The organism is Chryseobacterium sp. FR048 (assembly GCF_056844665.1).
In genome coordinates, this window is record NZ_JBXDSE010000001.1 from 95,742 (window position 1) to 112,910 (window position 17,169).

Genomic DNA, 17,169 nt, shown 5'->3' on the forward strand with positions numbered 1-17,169 from the left:
ATGAAAACATTAATACCTTTCTTACTCGGTTTCATACTTCTATTTACTTCCTGTAAAAATGAGTGTGATAGTACAAGATCAGAAATTAGAGGAATAATGAAAACATGGTACAAGAAGAGAGTTGAATTCCCCTCAAATATGGAAATTTTAACCAATAGCTTAACTTCTGATCATCAAAATATAGAAAAAGCTCTAACAACAAAAAAGAGCTATACGATAGTTCATTTTTTTACAGCCGATTGTGACAAATGTGTAAATGAACTTAAAATGATACAATCGGGACTAAAGAATATGCCAGAAAATAAAGATGTTGATTATATTTTTATTGCAAGTGCACCGACTAAAACTTATGTTTTAGATGCCATAAAAAAAACTAACTTTCCTTACCCCATTTATTATGAGCAACAATACTTTTCTTTTAAAACAATAAACAAATTTGTTTTGTTAGATGATATTTATAACACAATGCTCCTTGATAAAAGCCAAAATTTAATTTTATTTGGAGCATTTTATGATAATGATAAAGCAAAAAGATTGTATTCTAAAGCTATTGAATGTGGATTATGAAAAAAAAGGTAATATTTTTTATTCTCTTTTTCTTAGTATTGATAGTACTCAGATTATTTTTTATTGAAGTATATACTATTAATCAGAGTTCAATGAAAAACACATATGAAGATGGAGATAGAGTTCTGATTTTAAAAAATTTATACACCTTAAAGCAGAATGATATTGTAATTTTTAGACGAAACAAAGAAAACCTCATAAAACGCTGTATTGGCCTGCCAGGAGACTCGATTAAAATAATAAATGGTAAAATATACTTAAATAATAAATTTGTTTCTCCTCCGGCAAGTGCCATCTTAAAATATAGTTTAGGTATCGATATATTTACAAAAGCTGACATTTATTATAATTTTGGTAAAAACTGGACTCCCTATAATATGGGAACATACAAAATACCCCAAAAGGGTATGAAAATTAAATTAACTCCAGAAGTAGTCTCTTTATACCAAAATTTAATCAATTCTGAAGTAAATAATAATTTAAATGTAACTAAAAACAAAAACTGGAAGAATAATAAATATTATACATTTCAAAATGATTATTACTTTCTTATAGGAGATAATAGAGCAGGTTCCATAGACTCCCGTACTTTTGGGCCTATCAATATTTTAGATTTAAAAGGAAAAGTAATCATCAGTTTATAAAAATTATTTAAAATGAAAAAAATATTTACACTCATCTTTATTATTATCTATGGCTTCGCAATCTCTCAAACACATAGATTTATTTATGAATTGGCAATTCAAAAGAATGGAGAGATTAACAAAACCAATATGGTACTTGACATTGATAAGAATTTTGTCAAATTCTATGATTATGAATTTCTTCAGGTTGATTCTCTCCGGAAAAAAAATGGAGAAGATATACAAACTAATTCTGAAGTGGATCAATTGATATTAAGAGGAACCAATAGTCCAGATAATAAATCTTTTCATACGCACACATATGACTACTTTGTCGTATCATCAAAAGATAAGATAGATTGGAAATTACAAAAGGAAACAAAAAAAGTCGACAATTATACACTACAAAAAGCAAGTACAAATTTTGGTGGAAGAAAATGGATAGCCTGGTTTAATTCTGAAATTCCATTTCAGGAAGGACCGTATAAATTTACGGGCTTATCTGGATTAATCTTTGAAATATATGATTCTGAAAATGTTTTTCATTATTCTTTAATAAAAAGCCTTAATCTTCCTGAAACATTTGATACAAATAGTTTTTTAGAAACACATTATGGAAAAAAACCAATATCTGTATCACTAAAACAGTATCAAAAAATCAAATTGGATTATTATACCAACATTGTTGAGGTTCTTCAGAGCTTTGCTAAAAAAGGAGGCACTATAGATTCAGAACAAAGTCTAAGTACCCCTGAAGAAATTAGTAGAAAAAGAAAAAGTTTACAAGACAACATAAAAAAATACTATTTACCAATTGAGAAAGATAATGCAATCCCTTATCCTTAGATAGTATTTTAATAATTGTATGAAATGTGATGGAATGACCGTACTGATTGATTCAATACGGTCTTTTATTATCCAAAAACGACAATCATATTGGGTAGTCTCACTAATCAAGTTTTATGGAAAATTTACCATTTGAAATAAGATCTCTTAATTATCATTTTTTAAATTAAATAAATTCCCTTTTTTTTATAAATTTCTGCTTTAACAATATCATATCCTCACTTACTTTTCTGTCCAAAATTTTTGCATAATGCTGAGTTGTTCTCATATTTTTGTGTCCCAGCATTTTACTTACACTCTCAATGGGAACTCCATTTGACAAAGTAATCGTTGTTGCAAAAGTGTGACGTGCTATATGATAGGTTAATTCTTTATTAATACCGCACAGATCGGCAATTTCTTTCAGATAAGCATTCATTTTTTGATTACTGAGAATAGGAAGTAATCTTCCACTATTTATACAAGACGGATGATTCTTATATTTTTCGATAATGTATTCAGCTTGAGTGAGCAATGGAATGTTAGAGGTTGTTTTCGTTTTTTGTCGTTTGGTAAAAATCCAACGAGCTCCATCTAATCCAACATTAATGTTATTGGTAGTTAACTGTCTTGTATCAATATATGCCAACCCCGTAAAGCAGCTAAATAAAAAAATATCTCTTACTAATGATAAACGCTCATTTTTGAAATCTTTGGCGAAAAGCTTTTCAAGCTCCTGATTATTGAGAAATATTCTTGTTACTTCATCAAATTTTGAATCATAATTTATAAACGGGTCTTTTTCTAGCCAGCCATGCGCCAAACAGATCCTTATGATCTTCCCAAAATTCTTAATATACTTTACTGCCGTATTATTACTACAAGATTTTTCAGTTCGTAGAAAAAATTCAAAATCATTGAGAAAAGCATAGCTAATATTTCTAATATCAATATCAGAAATATTATATTTCCATTCTAAGAATTCCTTAGCATGACTTAAACAGGTTTTATAACGGGTTAATGTTCCCTTGGCGTACTCCTTCCCCACTAACTTTTCCATTCTATCATTATGATCCTGAAATATAGGGACCAGCATTCGATTCTTTTGATCCTTCCCCAATAGTTTATTCTTAAGAATTCCACTACTTATCACCTCGTTTTCTCTTGCTAGTTTGTGATAAATATCAAAAACTTTCTGTTCAAAGGTTTTAAGATAAAAATTAAGAGATTTACATGCTTCTGAAGATCCTTTTACACTTTGAGCTTGGGAAACCCATTTTGAGGGCAATACAGTACGTTTTGTACTTACTTCGGAAATTTTACCATCAATAGTAATTCTCATGTAAATAGGGACTTCTCCCTGAGAGTTAGCTTTAGCTTTTTTGAGATAAAAAAGAAGATTAAATGTCTTGTTCATTTTGTGCCGTTTTTAAAAATTTTAAACATAAACTCATTAAAAACTTCCCACAAGATGTTCAATTTCTGAATAGGCCCATGAACAGGACTTTTTCTTACTTTTTAGTGACCTCTATTCTACCTTTTCAACAGGTCACTGAATAGGTCACTTTCATATTGTGATTTTTTAGCTCCTTTTAGAATCAGCATAAAACAAAAAAAGCTTTAAAACATCTGTTTTAAAGCTTTTTGTACTATTATGATTAAATAGTTGCGATCCGGACGGGACTCGAACCCGCGACCTCCGCCGTGACAGGGCGGCATTCTAACCAACTGAACTACCGGATCTTTTTAACAGTGCAAAATTACACTTTTTTTCATTAAACTCACAAACATATTTGCGATTATTTTACATCAACCAATCTCTGTGAAGCTTGTATTTGTGAGGTTTTCAAACCTAACTTAAACTTCAGGTTATCTTACATATTGTAAATATGGCATTTAGCTTAAACTGTTGCTGTAATAATTATTTTTTCGGATTTCTTTTTTTAGGTTTATAAATGAAAAGTCAAATTGTCTGGTTATGTCATCAAAAGTAAGGCATCCTTGATACTTCTTCCCGCTTTTATCTATAAGTCCGTTAACATATATATTGTTTCGTTTTTTTTAAAAATTTATCCGTCTGCTATGACTTTAATTTTACTCCTCTTAATTTTGTAGGAACTTCTTCTTGTAGACCTGTTTTTAAATCATTTACTTTCCGGCTTGGGATATTCTTTCTCAATAAAAATTCTACATACTGGTAATCAGTATTAAACTGGACGTTTGCATTGAAAAGTGTCCCTCTATTGGATAGCATATTTTCAATATAGAGAGGTTTGCCTTCTTTAAGGGTTTGTTGTTGCTTTGCATTTAGGGTAACGCCTTTTATTACCAATGGAATTTTGACAAATTCCAAACTTAAAGGGATTAATTCATTGGTAAGTCGGTCTCGGCTGATTAAAGAGGATGTTTTTTCTCCTGTAATAGGATGAATCAGATCCACTACTCTTCCCATATTACCGTTTTGCATTAGGTTTGACTGATCTTCCTTTGTGAAGTGGTGACCGTAGAACGGTTTACTGAAATCATAATCTTTTCGGATGGGGTGAAATCGGATTTCAAGAGTTCCTGTGATATTAGGTACCAGAGATAAACGAGCTTCCATATGACTTGTTGTCGATCCCAGTGAAAAAGCAATGGGTAAAAGCATAGGGGTTTTATAGCCTTTTAATAATGGCTCCATGGCTCCTGCTTTTTCAAGTTTTTCCTTAGAAAGGCCAACCTTATTAATTATGTTCCAGTCAATCTGTTTTATATCATAGAGGTAACGCTGTTTTTGATCAGCAGATAAAGGTTTATCTTGCTTTTGCTGACTTCGATAAGATTCTACCACTTCGATTGAAACCTCATATTCTTTGAGTTTTTCTTTTTCTTCAGCTGAAGCTGAATTGATATACTGTTGTAAGTCTACTGCAGTTTGCTGAGCCTCATATTCAGTTACTTTAAAAAAGGAAAATTCTGAAGGGTCTTTTAATTGATGATAGAAATGACTAAACATCTCTGTAAATGAATGGTCATCAATACTGTCATCAACAAGTTGAATGGCATTGTCATTATTCTGGCTATCAACTTTACAAATAATTTCTCCTAACTGATTAACACCATTTACTATTCCTATACTATTATTTTTGTGGTTTAATACCAGTAGTGAATCTTTAGTTTTGTTTGCTTGCTGTAAGCTACGATCTGTATCCATAAATTATTATTACTACCACTGAATTTAGGTGGTTTAGTCATCAGGTTCATAAGAATCATTATTTGAGGCATTATTTGGCTTAAGTTGTTCGTTTAAATTTCAACCGATAAAATAATTTTGAAGGAAATTTACAATGAAATGATATAAAATCTTTTCTTCAGGGCTGTAGAACAATAGGTACTTTTAGGTATATTTAGATTTTAAAAAAGATGGAAAAATACGATGAGATCATTGTAAACATAATAGAGTCGAAAGAATTCCAGACAAGATTGGAACAAATTAATTATAACTACAGCAATTTAAAACAAGAGAGTTTCATTCGAAATTATGTTCTGGAGAAAATTAATGAATACTTTATTTCAAAAGAAAAATTAGATATAAGGGCATTTGCTGAGCATCCACGGCTTAATAAGACTAGAGTTGATCTTTCGATAATTGATCAGAACAAGATCTCAGAACCTTTCAAAATAGAATTTAAATATCAATTTTCTGGTGATGACAGCAATATGGTTGGCTATTGGAAAGTTATAGAACATTCGTATGAATTTAGATCAAGTGACCTGTTCATACTTATTATCGTAGACTGGGATAAAAAACAAAAATCAGACTACGATAAAAAATGGGGAATAACTTCAAATTTAACTCGGTATATTTCAAAAAATGATGATTGGAAGCAAAATATTAGAGAATCATTCAAGAAGTTTACAAGTGGAATTTTGATTGAAACAGAGGTCTTAAAATTGAATACCCCTTTTTCAGCAGAATATTCCTTTTATATCCTAAAAAGAACCGATTATTAACAAAAATTAAATAATTCATATATGCAAAAAGCAACTATATCATTTTTGATGTTTGATCAGTTAATTCAAAATTATGAACAGGCTAAAGAAGCCAAGGCAAAAAATCTTGTAGATGTTGAAATACAAAATTGCATGTCCTCCATCCTCTTATTAGGTATTGTATTGGAAGGTATTGTTAATGAATTAGGTCATAACATATTAGATACATGGACGTATAACCATTTTGATAGAGGCACTCCTCAATTGAAATGGAAAATGATCTCAGATAAAATTGGTTTACAATTAAATCCGGGTTCCAAGCCTTTAGATGTTATAGATACTATTTTTAAAATTCGAAATAGAATTGCACATCTGAAGCCTTCTGCATTAGAAAATGATATCATTCTAACGACACAAAACGAACTTGTTAAGGATCCGGCTAACGACTATATTTTACCCGATGAGGATATCAATATCTATTTAGGATATGGTAAATTACATGATGATTTCAATATCAAAAATTTAAATTTATATATCACGGAAATTTTTAAATTTCTAAAAACTTTAAGGGATAACAATCACAAGGTTCTATTGGACTGGTTAAAACAATATGAAGAAAAAATTACTCTAGTATGAAAAACGAATTAGATATACATCAGTCTTTAAAGGATATACATCTTGCTATTGGTCAATTTATTGAAAAAGATTTCAAGTTATTACAACGAGGACTTAATGAAATAACATTCAACCGACAGTTAGCCGATTTTCTAACACCATTATTTCCTGATTTTAATGTTGACATTGAGTATAATGGAGATATTAATAAACCAAATGATAGAAAAGCTTTAGAAATAGCAAAAGCTGAAATGGAAAAAATTGGTATAAAACCAAATAGAAAAAACTATTATAAAATTAATCCAGATATTATAATCCATATCCGGGAATCTAACGACTATAACTTAGCAGTATTGGAAATCAAAAAAGACTCTAATCATAAAAAAAGGAAAGAATTTGATTTGCTTAAGCTTACACATTTAACAACGAATTATTCAGGCAATCACTACAATTATAGATTAGGAATGGCGATTGTCTTTGGAACTAAAGGAAATGCTGGAAAATATGAAATTAAATATTTCCAAAATGGACAGAATAGAGAATTTGAAGAACTTATATAAATAAAAATTAGCTCGAATAGTATTTTCTTTATAATGTAAATAATTTAATTTTTTCAAATATAAAAGCTTAAGAAATGGAGAAAAGAGATTTGATAATAATACAATATTTATCAAAAGGTTTTAGGATAACTGAAATTAAAGAACAGATAGAAAAAGACCATGCAATAATTATGAGTGAAAGCCTCATTGAAAAACGCCTGAGTTTAATTCGAAAACAATACCAAGCGAAAACACTTTTCCATTTAGCAATTATTCTTAAAAATAAAAAAGTAATATAAAATAGGTCGGAGTGTAGTTTGGAAGAATGTTTAAAATATTTTAGCAATCACAAAACCAATAATAAGAGCTATTACAGCAGCAATAATGACTTTTGTAAAATTATTTTTGTTTTGCTCTGATTCTGTTTGCAGCCTGTTGTTTTCTCTTTGTAAGGATTCCATTCCGGCTTTTAAAGAAGCGGTCTTTTCATTGATGGCAGATTGCATATTCTTTTCATGAAGATGGGTGATCTCTTTTTTATAGTTTTCCATTTCTGCCTGGCGTTGCTTTTGCTGATCAGTGAAGTTTTTATGAACATCCTGAAGTTGTTTGGTGGAGGATTCCTGAAGTTTTTGGAATTCTTCATTCCTTTTTAATAACTGTTCTGATAAGGTTTTTACCTGCTCAGAAAATTGTTTGCTGACATCTTTCTTAACCTCATCAATCAACAATGCCCTAGAGTTTGATTTCTCATGGGATAGCTTTTCGACGATCGCATGAAGACCTGCTCCATAATCATGTGGAAGATGAAATCTTTTATCAGCGAGCTTATCAAGAAGGGTTTCATCAACCGTATGACCAATTGCCGTAACTGTTACTGTTTCAAGATCAATGAACAATTCTGATAAACGGATATTGTCAAATGTTTCCATACTCTGTCGGTCTCCTCCTCCCCTCACTATTGCAATCACATCATAATCCAATTGGGAAATCTCTTCAAGCTTGCTAATAATGGACGTGGCAGAGGTTATACTACAGGTATATTCCGAGATTTGAAAATACTTTTGTGAAACATCTAATCCTTCTGCAAAGTCACGCTGTACAATAGCATTGTTTCCGTAAACATTGGCGATCTTAATAGGTTCATTTTTAAGTATTTTATTTCTTATTACCGTTTCCAAATCAGTGGATCCTTTCTCAAGTTTCTTTTGAATCAGTTCGTACCGTTGCAGCTCTTCCTCTGAAATCGCTCTTTCTTCCTGCTGAATAATTTCGTCTACAACAAATCTAAGCTCAATGGATGAGTTCTTCATACTTTTCTCAATGTACCCCCGAAGCGTGTAAATTTCATTATTTTGAATTTTCATTCGCAACAATGCAGAAATACGCAATCCTATAGAAATAGTATCAGACTCGGAGAACAGATGATCATAATAGTAACTTCCATATGCTTTACCTCCACCAAACGAATATCTTCCCTTTAAATAAATAAGGTTAATGGTGGCATTCAATTTTAAAGCATTGCTAAAAAGACCTAATACTGATGAAGGTGAATAAATTTGATACGTTTGTTCAGAAGGCTGCATATTGAAAATTGATTGTTCTGCAAAGTTATTATATTTGGATAGTAACATAATAACTGATAAACAATAATTACAAACTGATGAATGAACAGAATAGTCTGGATTGGAAAAAATATGAATCGATCACAAAATATATTTACCAGACCTTAGGTCAAGAATATAATATACATATTGAAGGGCATGGAAATGATTGCAAGGTGAAAGGAGGTTCAGGTGTATCTCATCAAATCGATGTCTTAACTTCAGAGTCCGACGGAATCAATACTTATCGAACAGCAATAGAATGTAAATATTGGAACAAAAAAATTAATAAAGATATCGTAATGAAGCTCTGGGCAATTGTGCACGATGCTCAATTAAGCCAGGGTATCATTGTATCGAAAAGTGGCTTTACTCCTGACGCTCAAAAATTCGCCGATTTTTACAATATTAAACTTGTTGAGCTTAGAGAAATCGGAGAACAGGATTCTCATATGGAAAAAGAAGTGGAACTGGGAGTAATCGAACTGTCTTTAAATACCCATCTCAGAAGACCCGAGGTAACAAAAATGATTGTTCAAACTACAGATGGTAGAGAAATAGTATTATTGGAAAGAAAACAATATCAGGTGTTTATTGAGGACTTAAATGGTCAAAAAAAGAGATTGTTTGATACCATCATGATTTTTAAAAAATATCTTCATCAACAAATTCCATTTCAATCTGTTACAAAACGCTATGACCATCTAGATCATACTTTATATCTTGAGGAAAGCTCATTTAAGATCAAAAATATAAGCTATACTGGATTATTAACCGTTATAAATGAAAATCATAAACGAACATTCTCTCTGGTTGATCATGTGTGGCTGATTATGAAATCTATTTTTGAACGACAGACTTTTTTAATTACTGATTATGGAATGATTGTAAAAAAGGAGGGGTAAAGAAAGAGCCTTAATCAAAAGATTATACGTAATTTTAAGCCAATACTTATGGGTGAAATTTACATGATCTTCCTTTTTTTCTGGCATTAAAGTTTTATCAATTGGTATTATTAAAAAATCCAATGAAAACTTCTAAAATTAAATATGCATACAGGAATCTTATACAACGATATCGAATTGGGATATTCTCCAATTAGTTCTTATCATTTAGGGTTATTAACACGTAGCAAAAAGTTCTTTGAAAGTGTTGATGATAGTCATTTATATATTATAGTGCAAAGAAAAGAGATGACATTCCACCGATTATCTTTCTCTAAAAATCGTATCTTAAAATTTGAAATTCGTCAGAAAGATAATGATCAGATCATTAACTGTGAGCTTCCGCTTGACCAAGATGGCTTTAGGCTAGATTTTAAAAAAGAGATACAACTTCGAGTACATGATAGAAGAAATACTTTAGAAAAAAAACTAGAATATCCTTTTGATGGAATGCAGGCATTTTCTATCATAGAAAAAGATCCCTCAACACAAAAAAGTGAATTAGCAGTTTGGTTTTCACCTGATAAACTTTTTTATCATCATTGGAAAGGTGATCTTATCGCTAAATTTTCCGATGACTATCGTGATATGCTTAATTTCAAGATACATTATGTAGGCAAATCTACTGAACAGAATATTTGCAAAAGATTGTCAAATCATTCAACTTTTCAGGAAATATTAATCAATGAGACTCCCTTCAGTTTTGGTAATATTCCATCAAATGAGATTATGGTTCTGCTCTTGAGAATTTGTGATAATAACAGTATTGTTAGCTGGGGTAATGAAGCCACGCCGGAGGAAATGGCTGACTTTATCCTAAATTATCAACTTCCTAGTGATAAAACGGTTTCATTAGATGCTGAAAAAGCTTTAATAAAACATCTACAACCTCAATACAATAAGATTCTTTATCACTCCTTTCCTCAAAACAATGATCTTGTTAATATGGATTATCATTCTGTAATCTTATATGCTTTCTGTGATCCGATTTCTTTATTATATAATCAAGGAGTTATGAAAGGTGGAAAATTTGGAGAAGAGCGGGACTATATAGCTGTAGAACGATGAACTAAAAATTAAATACTACTTTTATAGATAAAAAAACTAATCAATCAATAGACTACTTCTGTAGTGGTTCAAAATTTAATTAAAATATGAAATTTCAAATCCCACCCGTTGAAAATGCTATAGACTTTGAAGATTTGATATGTGATTTATTCAATGTAAAATACAATACAGATACTTTTAAAAAATTTGGTAAACAAGGTCATAATCAAAAAGGCATTGATATTTTTTCTGTTGAACATGATATCGCTATCCAATGTAAAAAGAAAGACTTGTCAAGAAAACATTCTCTTTTGAAAAAGGAACTATTTGATGATATCGAAAAGGATGTAAAAAAAATAATGAGCAGTGATCTCAAGATCAAATTTAATAAGCTTTTCATTGTAACTACTTTCGAAAATCATCCTGATTTTGATGAATTATGTGAAGATATAAAGCAAGAGTACAACTGTCATTTCGAAATCATATTTTGGGGCTGGAATACCATTCAGGATCTTATATTAAAGCATGAGATCATACTGCATCAATATTATCCTAAGTTTATAATCAAAATCGACCATGAGGAGCAGAATTTTTTACGAAATCAGGATTTGAAGAAACAGATAAAAAATGATTTTAAAGATTGGCTAAGCTATTCCATGGATAAAAGAAAAAGAAAGTCAAAAATGTTAATCAGAAAGTTCAATGGTGAAGGATATCCCTCGATTAATAAGCCTAATGAATTTGGAAATTACGATTGGTATAATGCAGGCATGTACCAAGAATATCATAAAGGATTAGAATTTATTGACCAAATACTTGAGATTGTTAGCCTTCCCAACGGTAAATGGAGATTTGCAGAACATGATGAAGTATCGGATGACAAATATATAGTCTATAAGATTGGAAGAATTAATTATTCTGATATTGTCAGCTATGATATTGATGGTGATGAATTCCATCTACAACCACATATTTTTTGTAGGTTTTTATATCAGGGTACTCCTTATGAAGAAATATATTATGTTGATGTTGATAAAATTTATAACAGATTTGAAGAGCAGGATCAGGAAAAAGGAAATTGAGTTAACATTAATTTAACTTGCTTGTAAGCCTATAAATTCACATCTTTACACTTTATATTATAGAAATTATGAGCAAGTCAGAAGAAATGTTTAGTGATGAAGGTGAAAAAATCATAAAATGTATTGATACTAAAATTGAAGAATTAAACGAAAAACATAAAGATTTTCTTTCACAAAACAATATTGATCATCTTAAAAACTCAATTATTGTATACCACCAAGAAAATGGAAGAATAGGTCTTGATAGGCTTCAAGACTTTTCAGATGAGATTGACAGTGAAATTAATAAAATCTTTCATCACTGTGGAAAGAAGTACATGAAAGAGGTGTAAAACACTGACTTTTTATTATATGGAATGTTGTAATTAACATTCCATAAATTTTGTCACAAAAAAATTAATCAAAGATTTTGCTCTGATTAATTTTTACAAGCTCTGTAGCTTCCATTCTCTTAATTACTCTAATTCTCCAACTATAGCCGTTTAAAATGATCTGAACTTTATCAATTATCATCTAAGATTATTTATTGAAAGTTTTTTAATTGCTTTTACTGCTGCAACACCATAATTATGATGCATAGAGAGCTCAAATAGTAAGTTGACATCATTACTATTTCCGAACCTTTCTATTAATGAAATTGCTTGTTTCATTGTATCATCTTTTCTACTAAAACTAAATATGTTCTTTTGTTTTATTATGTTAGAGAGAAAATCTCTTACTATGGGTAGTATTTTATTTTTATACTGTTCATATATAGTTACTAGGCTATCGTTTGGAAAACGTTCATTAATTGAATAATCAATTAACGCGTGATGTACTTCCGAAAGTGCATCAATTACAAATATTTGCTTTTCATCAAATAACAGGTCTACCAATTGTTCACAGTTTTGCTTTCTTTCTTCTATTTCCAAATCGCTTCTATTGAGCCAGTAAAATACTTGACCACACAAATGAATTACATTATCTTCCTCATTGATTTCAGTAGATTCTATTTTAAATAATGGAAAATTATAAATTCCGAGGATTATGTATGCCAAAAGACAAGATTTAAGAGCATCATAAGGAACAGTAGATTTGGAGATTGGGTGATTAAAGAATCTAGCTAAAAAATGACAACATTTTTCTTTTAATATTTTTTCAGAATCTATTAATAGACATACAGAAAATAGATCAGGATTCATTCCTTTTAGACACATTTTATAAAAAACTTCAGTCTCACTTTCTGATAGTTTTGAAATCGCTAAGAAAAAAGCATTTGAATAAGGATGATCAAACTGGCAGTAATAAAGATGATATGCTTCTTTACAAGATTCTTCATCGTTTATTTTAGGAATAATATTCTGTAGTTGAACAATTACCGTTTCTTCGTAAGCTTCTTCATCATCATTTAATGCTCCAAGTTCGGATAATGCATCAAATAACATTGTTGATGTAAACGCGTTCATAGTATTACGATGAACCGTTTGAAGATGTTCAATGATTTCTAATCTTTCTTCATTATTGCTATAACAAAAAGGAGCCACATATATAATTTCTGATGTCAGAAGAGAAGGACATCGCTTCCAATTTTTTATAGCTTCGATTATTTTAGGAAATAATAATTTTAATGTATCATCCAACCTACATAGGAAAAGCAATAAATAAAGCTGACCATTACTTATATTTCCTCCTTTTATTAGTTCAGCTATATCCTCGCTTGAAATTCTGTTTTTATTATAAAAAGAGAAAATACCTGAACGAAAATTAATAAATAAATGATTGATGATAGGGCGTGGCTTTGGATCATTTGAGAAACCAGAATAGCAGAGCGAAAAGATTTTAAAATAATCACCAAATGTAAATTTCTTTTCATTCTCAGAAAACAGATTCCCGGGATTAGTAATCGTTTGATCCATCAATCCAACGACCTTGAAAAATTCATTTAGCAATAGCCCCTTACTAATAAATTCAGGTATCGCTAACGCAAAAGCCTGTTCTTGAGATGTCCATTCAAGAAGCGATTCAGGAACCACATTAATTGGACTATACTCATCATTTGAAAAAGTAAACTTAATATTCTTGCACTCCTTTTCCATTTTTAACATGACGTATTCTAGCTTAGATTCTCCCCACTCCTTTGCCAAAACACCGCATTCTCCCATAACAATATCAACAATCAATTTCGAACTTGTTATTGAGTCAAATACATCTTTAAACATAATCCTGTTTTCCAGACCTCCTAATATCAGAATTTGTATAGGATCATTCTTAGGTAAAGTGAGTTGATAAATGAAATCGCCTGAATTTTTTGAAAATCGACTTACACTTTCAGCTACAAAGAAATTAAGAAAAATCTCGTGAGAAAAACTGAATTGATTAAGGCTTTGTTTTAGCAAACCGGATTTTAAACATTTCTGCAAGATATTTTTATCCGCTCCAATCTTTAAAAGAATATCTTCGATTTGGCGCTGAGAAATCACAAATGATATATTTTCAGATAAAAATGCTGCTAATGTTGATAAGAATGGTAAGCAATCAATATTGTTATTGAGCTTTTTTCTTACATAAAGTTCAAGGAGATTAAATCGTCCTGTATTTTCTAGTATTTGTAGGTTTAGAGAGCCAATCATAGCTGCTTCATAATTTGTTTCAGCGGTAATCAGCATAGATTCTACACTTTCATTGACTGCACCATTATTTTCAGCAATGGCGATTTTTGTTTCTAGTGTAGGAATATCAATTGAAAGAACAGAAGCTCCTATATCATCTAAAGCGGCATCGTATTTCTGAGTACTAATTATCAAATTGACACCGTGTTGTTTGTATATTTCTATCAGCTGTACAATTAATTTGGCTTTCTTAATATCATCACATTCATTTAATCCATCAACTATTAGAAATATTTTTTTATTTATTCTTCTGCAATCTTGTAAAAATAAATCTACGTTCTCATAGCCTAATATTTTAATGTCATTGTATATCAAAGACTCAATATTATCATCAAAATATTTTGCTTCAAAAAATAATGGTACACCCCCTCTATCCAATATTTTCAATCCAAACCCCTTAGATAACATTGATTTTCCTAAACCAGATTTACCTACGATAACAATTTTTTCTGCAACTAAATTTCCATTTATAAAATCAACAGCATTGATTTTATTGTTATTAAAATGGCAAGAACTTGGAAAAAAACCAACGAAATCAGCCTCATACATTTTCTTAAAGGTCGTACTGTAAAAATCTAATTTCGAAGAAATCTCAGAAAAGACCAATACATATTTTAAAGTAACCCTACCCTGATCACCAAATTCCTTATTTAATAGATCATAAATTATAGTAAATTTTGAAAAATCATGGTCATAAATTTTTTCAATTTCTTTTATTAAATCGCTAAAAGTGATAATATCTTCATTTCGGTTAAATAAATGATCATAACCTTCAAATTTATATGCTTTTTTGGCTGACAAACTGAAAATAAAAACTTTAAGACCATTTAGGTAAATTTTATCAAGATCATTTTCGTAAAATTTATCAAGACTATCTTTAATTTTTTTTGCAGTCCTTTGTGATGTAACTTGAATAGCAATTCCCTTTTCTTTATCTCCAAGATCAATTCCAGGAAAATTCACTTTTATTTCGTTTAGATTCAATAGTTTGTAATCAAAAACTAAATTCAATAGTTTCATAATCGTCCCTTCCGAAACTTTATTTACATCATAGTAGGTTAGTGCATTTGACAACTCTATTTCAGCCATCCATCTTGTTAAAAAAATAATGATCTCAGTAATTTCAATTCTTTTTTTTGACATAAGATTCTTTGTTAATCTTTATTATATAATAAACGGAATGTCAGGTTAATCCTTTCTTTCATATGTACATTTGATTTAGCAATACGATGCTCCCAGTTCTCTTGTAAGTCTCCTTTCATAATGAGTAATGATCCGTGAGGAAGAGGTAGACTGTATTTGCTTGAATGGTGATCTTTTTTTCTGAAATCAAAGTTTCTTGTTTGCCCCAGGCTTATTGAGGCAATAACAGGACGCTTTCCATATCGGCTTTCTTTATCCCTATGCCAGGCAACCGAATCATTATTATTGCGGTAAAGGTTGAGCAAAACCCCATTGAAACGATATCCAAACTCCTGCTCGATTCTTTCTTTTAAGGACAGTAGTTCTGGTGTCCATGAATGGGCTCCTGAAACATTTCCATCCAAATCATAAGAATGATCATCGCCATACCAAGCAGTGAGCCGTGGTGTTAAAACCGTTTTGTCATACATTTTCTGAGTCCTCTGCTCCCAAGGTGTATTCTTCAGCAGCAATTCTTTGAGCAGATCCGCCTCTTCCCTGCTCAAAAAATGCTCTTTATATTCCAAAAGATCTTTTGGAAACTCATATAATTCTTCAGCATCAAATAAACTCAATTGCCCCATTGTATTATTATCTCTAAAATCATTATCTTTATGACATCCCGATTATTCGGGATTTTTTTTCATCATTTGTGTTTTTACTTCCCTTCGGGGAAGTTTTTATACCTTATTTTTCAAATTAAGAAGCTTATTTTCCAGATTACTGATACTGCGCTTAGCCTCATTAACCAACCTTTTCAAGCTTTCATCATCAGGTAAATAATTGGGTTTGTAATCCTGTGGCAGAATTCCTCTTACATAACGCCATATTTCAACAATATCCTGTAAAGCAATATCATAAGGTTCATAAAATATATTGTCTGCAGCAACAGTAATCGCTCTTGAACTTGCCTTTACAAAAGTTTTATAGGTGATCCCCTCCGTAGTGACAAAAATATACTCTTTATGAGCTTTCAGATCCTCAGTCCTTTCAACATACTCACCGATAATAATCGATTGATCTGCAAAAGGAGGCATAGAATCTCCATCTGCAAGAAATCCTCTAAACTTACCATTCTTTAAAAATGGGAGTTGCATTTTCTGAAGACTCTCCATATACTCAGGATCACTATAACCGCTTAGATATCCCATGGATGCTTTTTGAGGGACGATTTCAATAAAATTGTTACCCTCCGAATCCACAACAACAGGGAGAATAATTTTATTCCCCGGCAGATTGACCATTTTCTCTAACGGAAACTTTCGGATATCAACCGTTACCAAAAGATCAATACTGATCTTGTAATAATTGGATATTCTTATCAGAACTTCAATAGGAGGTTCTGTTCTTCCATACTCATAGGCTACATACCTGGAACGGGTAAGAATTAACAAGTCCGCCAGCTCCTGCTGGGTCTTATTTTTTTTGCCTCTTAAAAACACGATGTTATCTGAAAAAAATGACATTGTTACAATTTGTAACAACAAAAATACAAATTTCGTTTCATAACGTAACTAATTT

Annotated in this window: 17 protein-coding genes and 1 tRNA gene; 11 read left to right on the forward strand and 7 right to left on the reverse strand. The window is 30.8% G+C overall.

The window, feature by feature from the left end; genetic code table 11:
* Genes AC106K_RS00415 through AC106K_RS00425 form a run of 3 tightly spaced genes read left to right on the forward strand, consistent with a single transcriptional unit; the run spans nt 1 to nt 2,036 of the window.
* A complete protein-coding gene (locus AC106K_RS00415) occupies nt 1-567 on the forward strand; it encodes a hypothetical protein (protein ID WP_104916174.1) in 567 nt (188 codons plus the stop codon).
* Nucleotides 564-1,211 carry a signal peptidase I gene (gene lepB / locus AC106K_RS00420; protein WP_185117414.1) on the forward strand — a complete coding sequence of 216 codons (648 nt, stop codon included), beginning with the start codon at nt 564-566 and terminating at the stop codon, nt 1,209-1,211. The genes AC106K_RS00415 and lepB overlap by 4 nt, the downstream gene beginning before the upstream one ends.
* A 12-nt stretch (nt 1,212-1,223) precedes the next feature.
* On the forward strand, nt 1,224-2,036 hold the full coding sequence (locus AC106K_RS00425; RefSeq protein ID WP_104916176.1) for a GLPGLI family protein: 813 nt from the start codon (nt 1,224-1,226) through the stop codon (nt 2,034-2,036).
* A 166-nt stretch (nt 2,037-2,202) separates the two neighbouring features.
* Here AC106K_RS00425 and AC106K_RS00430 read toward each other — a convergent pair whose 3' ends face one another.
* From AC106K_RS00430 to AC106K_RS00440, 3 genes are all read right to left on the reverse strand, one after another.
* Nucleotides 2,203-3,432: a site-specific integrase gene (locus tag AC106K_RS00430; protein ID WP_278379719.1), complete on the reverse strand. Its 1,230-nt coding sequence runs from the start codon at nt 3,430-3,432 to the stop codon at nt 2,203-2,205.
* Nucleotides 3,433-3,684: 252 nt separating this feature from the next.
* A tRNA-Asp gene (locus AC106K_RS00435) sits at nt 3,685-3,758 on the reverse strand.
* A gap of 337 nt (nt 3,759-4,095) precedes the next feature.
* Entirely contained in the window at nt 4,096-5,208 is a 1,113-nt protein-coding gene (locus tag AC106K_RS00440) for a DUF3945 domain-containing protein (protein ID WP_482442794.1), read from the reverse strand.
* Nucleotides 5,209-5,417: 209 nt separating this feature from the next.
* Between AC106K_RS00440 and AC106K_RS00445 the strand changes: the two genes are divergently transcribed.
* From AC106K_RS00445 to AC106K_RS00460, 4 genes are all read left to right on the forward strand, one after another.
* The gene (locus AC106K_RS00445; RefSeq protein ID WP_482403417.1) at nt 5,418-6,008 is read left to right on the forward strand and encodes a hypothetical protein; all 591 of its coding nucleotides are present in this window, start codon (nt 5,418-5,420) and stop codon (nt 6,006-6,008) included.
* 21 nt (nt 6,009-6,029) lie between these two features.
* On the forward strand, nt 6,030-6,623 hold the full coding sequence (locus tag AC106K_RS00450) for a hypothetical protein (protein WP_482442795.1): 594 nt from the start codon (nt 6,030-6,032) through the stop codon (nt 6,621-6,623).
* Nucleotides 6,620-7,162, forward strand: coding sequence for a hypothetical protein (locus tag AC106K_RS00455; RefSeq protein WP_482442797.1), 543 nt, complete (start codon nt 6,620-6,622; stop codon nt 7,160-7,162). Before AC106K_RS00450 ends, AC106K_RS00455 begins: the two co-directional genes overlap by 4 nt.
* Nucleotides 7,163-7,236: 74 nt before the next feature.
* Nucleotides 7,237-7,440: a hypothetical protein gene (locus tag AC106K_RS00460; RefSeq protein WP_482442798.1), complete on the forward strand. Its 204-nt coding sequence runs from the start codon at nt 7,237-7,239 to the stop codon at nt 7,438-7,440.
* Between the two features lie 30 nt (nt 7,441-7,470).
* Here AC106K_RS00460 and AC106K_RS00465 read toward each other — a convergent pair whose 3' ends face one another.
* Nucleotides 7,471-8,775, reverse strand: coding sequence for an exodeoxyribonuclease VII large subunit (locus AC106K_RS00465; protein WP_482442799.1), 1,305 nt, complete (start codon nt 8,773-8,775; stop codon nt 7,471-7,473).
* Nucleotides 8,776-8,804: 29 nt separating this feature from the next.
* On the opposite strand from AC106K_RS00465, the gene AC106K_RS00470 reads away from it, so the two are divergent.
* The 4 genes from AC106K_RS00470 (at nt 8,805) to AC106K_RS00485 (ending at nt 12,150) form a co-directional block, all read left to right on the forward strand.
* Nucleotides 8,805-9,650, forward strand: a complete 846-nt coding sequence (locus AC106K_RS00470; RefSeq protein WP_482442801.1) for a restriction endonuclease — start codon at nt 8,805-8,807, stop codon at nt 9,648-9,650.
* A gap of 144 nt (nt 9,651-9,794) precedes the next feature.
* Nucleotides 9,795-10,757 (forward strand): hypothetical protein, encoded by a 963-nt coding sequence (locus AC106K_RS00475; RefSeq protein WP_482442803.1) that lies wholly within the window; start codon nt 9,795-9,797, stop codon nt 10,755-10,757.
* 86 nt (nt 10,758-10,843) lie between these two features.
* Entirely contained in the window at nt 10,844-11,818 is a 975-nt protein-coding gene (locus AC106K_RS00480) for a hypothetical protein (RefSeq protein WP_482442805.1), read from the forward strand.
* Nucleotides 11,819-11,886: 68 nt separating this feature from the next.
* Complete coding sequence (locus AC106K_RS00485) at nt 11,887-12,150, forward strand: hypothetical protein (protein WP_482442807.1); 264 nt, start codon at nt 11,887-11,889, stop codon at nt 12,148-12,150.
* Nucleotides 12,151-12,327: 177 nt separating this feature from the next.
* Here AC106K_RS00485 and AC106K_RS00490 read toward each other — a convergent pair whose 3' ends face one another.
* From AC106K_RS00490 to AC106K_RS00500, 3 genes are all read right to left on the reverse strand, one after another.
* Nucleotides 12,328-15,609 carry an SMEK domain-containing protein gene (locus tag AC106K_RS00490; protein ID WP_482442808.1) on the reverse strand — a complete coding sequence of 1,094 codons (3,282 nt, stop codon included), beginning with the start codon at nt 15,607-15,609 and terminating at the stop codon, nt 12,328-12,330.
* A gap of 11 nt (nt 15,610-15,620) precedes the next feature.
* Nucleotides 15,621-16,232 carry an alpha-ketoglutarate-dependent dioxygenase AlkB family protein gene (locus tag AC106K_RS00495; RefSeq protein ID WP_482442810.1) on the reverse strand — a complete coding sequence of 204 codons (612 nt, stop codon included), beginning with the start codon at nt 16,230-16,232 and terminating at the stop codon, nt 15,621-15,623.
* A 96-nt stretch (nt 16,233-16,328) separates the two neighbouring features.
* Complete coding sequence (locus AC106K_RS00500) at nt 16,329-17,114, reverse strand: XRE family transcriptional regulator (protein WP_482442812.1); 786 nt, start codon at nt 17,112-17,114, stop codon at nt 16,329-16,331.
* Between the last annotated feature and the right edge of the window lie 55 nt (nt 17,115-17,169).

Coding starts and splice junctions, on each gene's coding strand:
- AC106K_RS00450 (WP_482442795.1), top strand. CDS start 6,030: ATGCAAAAAGCAACTATATCATTTTTGATGTTTGATCAGTTAATTCAA.
- AC106K_RS00500 (WP_482442812.1), bottom strand. CDS start 17,114: ATGTCATTTTTTTCAGATAACATCGTGTTTTTAAGAGGCAAAAAAAAT.
- AC106K_RS00430 (WP_278379719.1), bottom strand. CDS start 3,432: ATGAACAAGACATTTAATCTTCTTTTTTATCTCAAAAAAGCTAAAGCT.
- AC106K_RS00415 (WP_104916174.1), top strand. CDS start 1: ATGAAAACATTAATACCTTTCTTACTCGGTTTCATACTTCTATTTACT.
- AC106K_RS00470 (WP_482442801.1), top strand. CDS start 8,805: ATGAATGAACAGAATAGTCTGGATTGGAAAAAATATGAATCGATCACA.
- AC106K_RS00445 (WP_482403417.1), top strand. CDS start 5,418: ATGGAAAAATACGATGAGATCATTGTAAACATAATAGAGTCGAAAGAA.
- AC106K_RS00465 (WP_482442799.1), bottom strand. CDS start 8,775: ATGTTACTATCCAAATATAATAACTTTGCAGAACAATCAATTTTCAAT.
- AC106K_RS00460 (WP_482442798.1), top strand. CDS start 7,237: ATGGAGAAAAGAGATTTGATAATAATACAATATTTATCAAAAGGTTTT.
- AC106K_RS00480 (WP_482442805.1), top strand. CDS start 10,844: ATGAAATTTCAAATCCCACCCGTTGAAAATGCTATAGACTTTGAAGAT.
- AC106K_RS00455 (WP_482442797.1), top strand. CDS start 6,620: ATGAAAAACGAATTAGATATACATCAGTCTTTAAAGGATATACATCTT.
- AC106K_RS00440 (WP_482442794.1), bottom strand. CDS start 5,208: ATGGATACAGATCGTAGCTTACAGCAAGCAAACAAAACTAAAGATTCA.
- AC106K_RS00495 (WP_482442810.1), bottom strand. CDS start 16,232: ATGGGGCAATTGAGTTTATTTGATGCTGAAGAATTATATGAGTTTCCA.
- AC106K_RS00485 (WP_482442807.1), top strand. CDS start 11,887: ATGAGCAAGTCAGAAGAAATGTTTAGTGATGAAGGTGAAAAAATCATA.
- AC106K_RS00475 (WP_482442803.1), top strand. CDS start 9,795: ATGCATACAGGAATCTTATACAACGATATCGAATTGGGATATTCTCCA.
- AC106K_RS00490 (WP_482442808.1), bottom strand. CDS start 15,609: ATGTCAAAAAAAAGAATTGAAATTACTGAGATCATTATTTTTTTAACA.
- lepB (WP_185117414.1), top strand. CDS start 564: ATGAAAAAAAAGGTAATATTTTTTATTCTCTTTTTCTTAGTATTGATA.
- AC106K_RS00425 (WP_104916176.1), top strand. CDS start 1,224: ATGAAAAAAATATTTACACTCATCTTTATTATTATCTATGGCTTCGCA.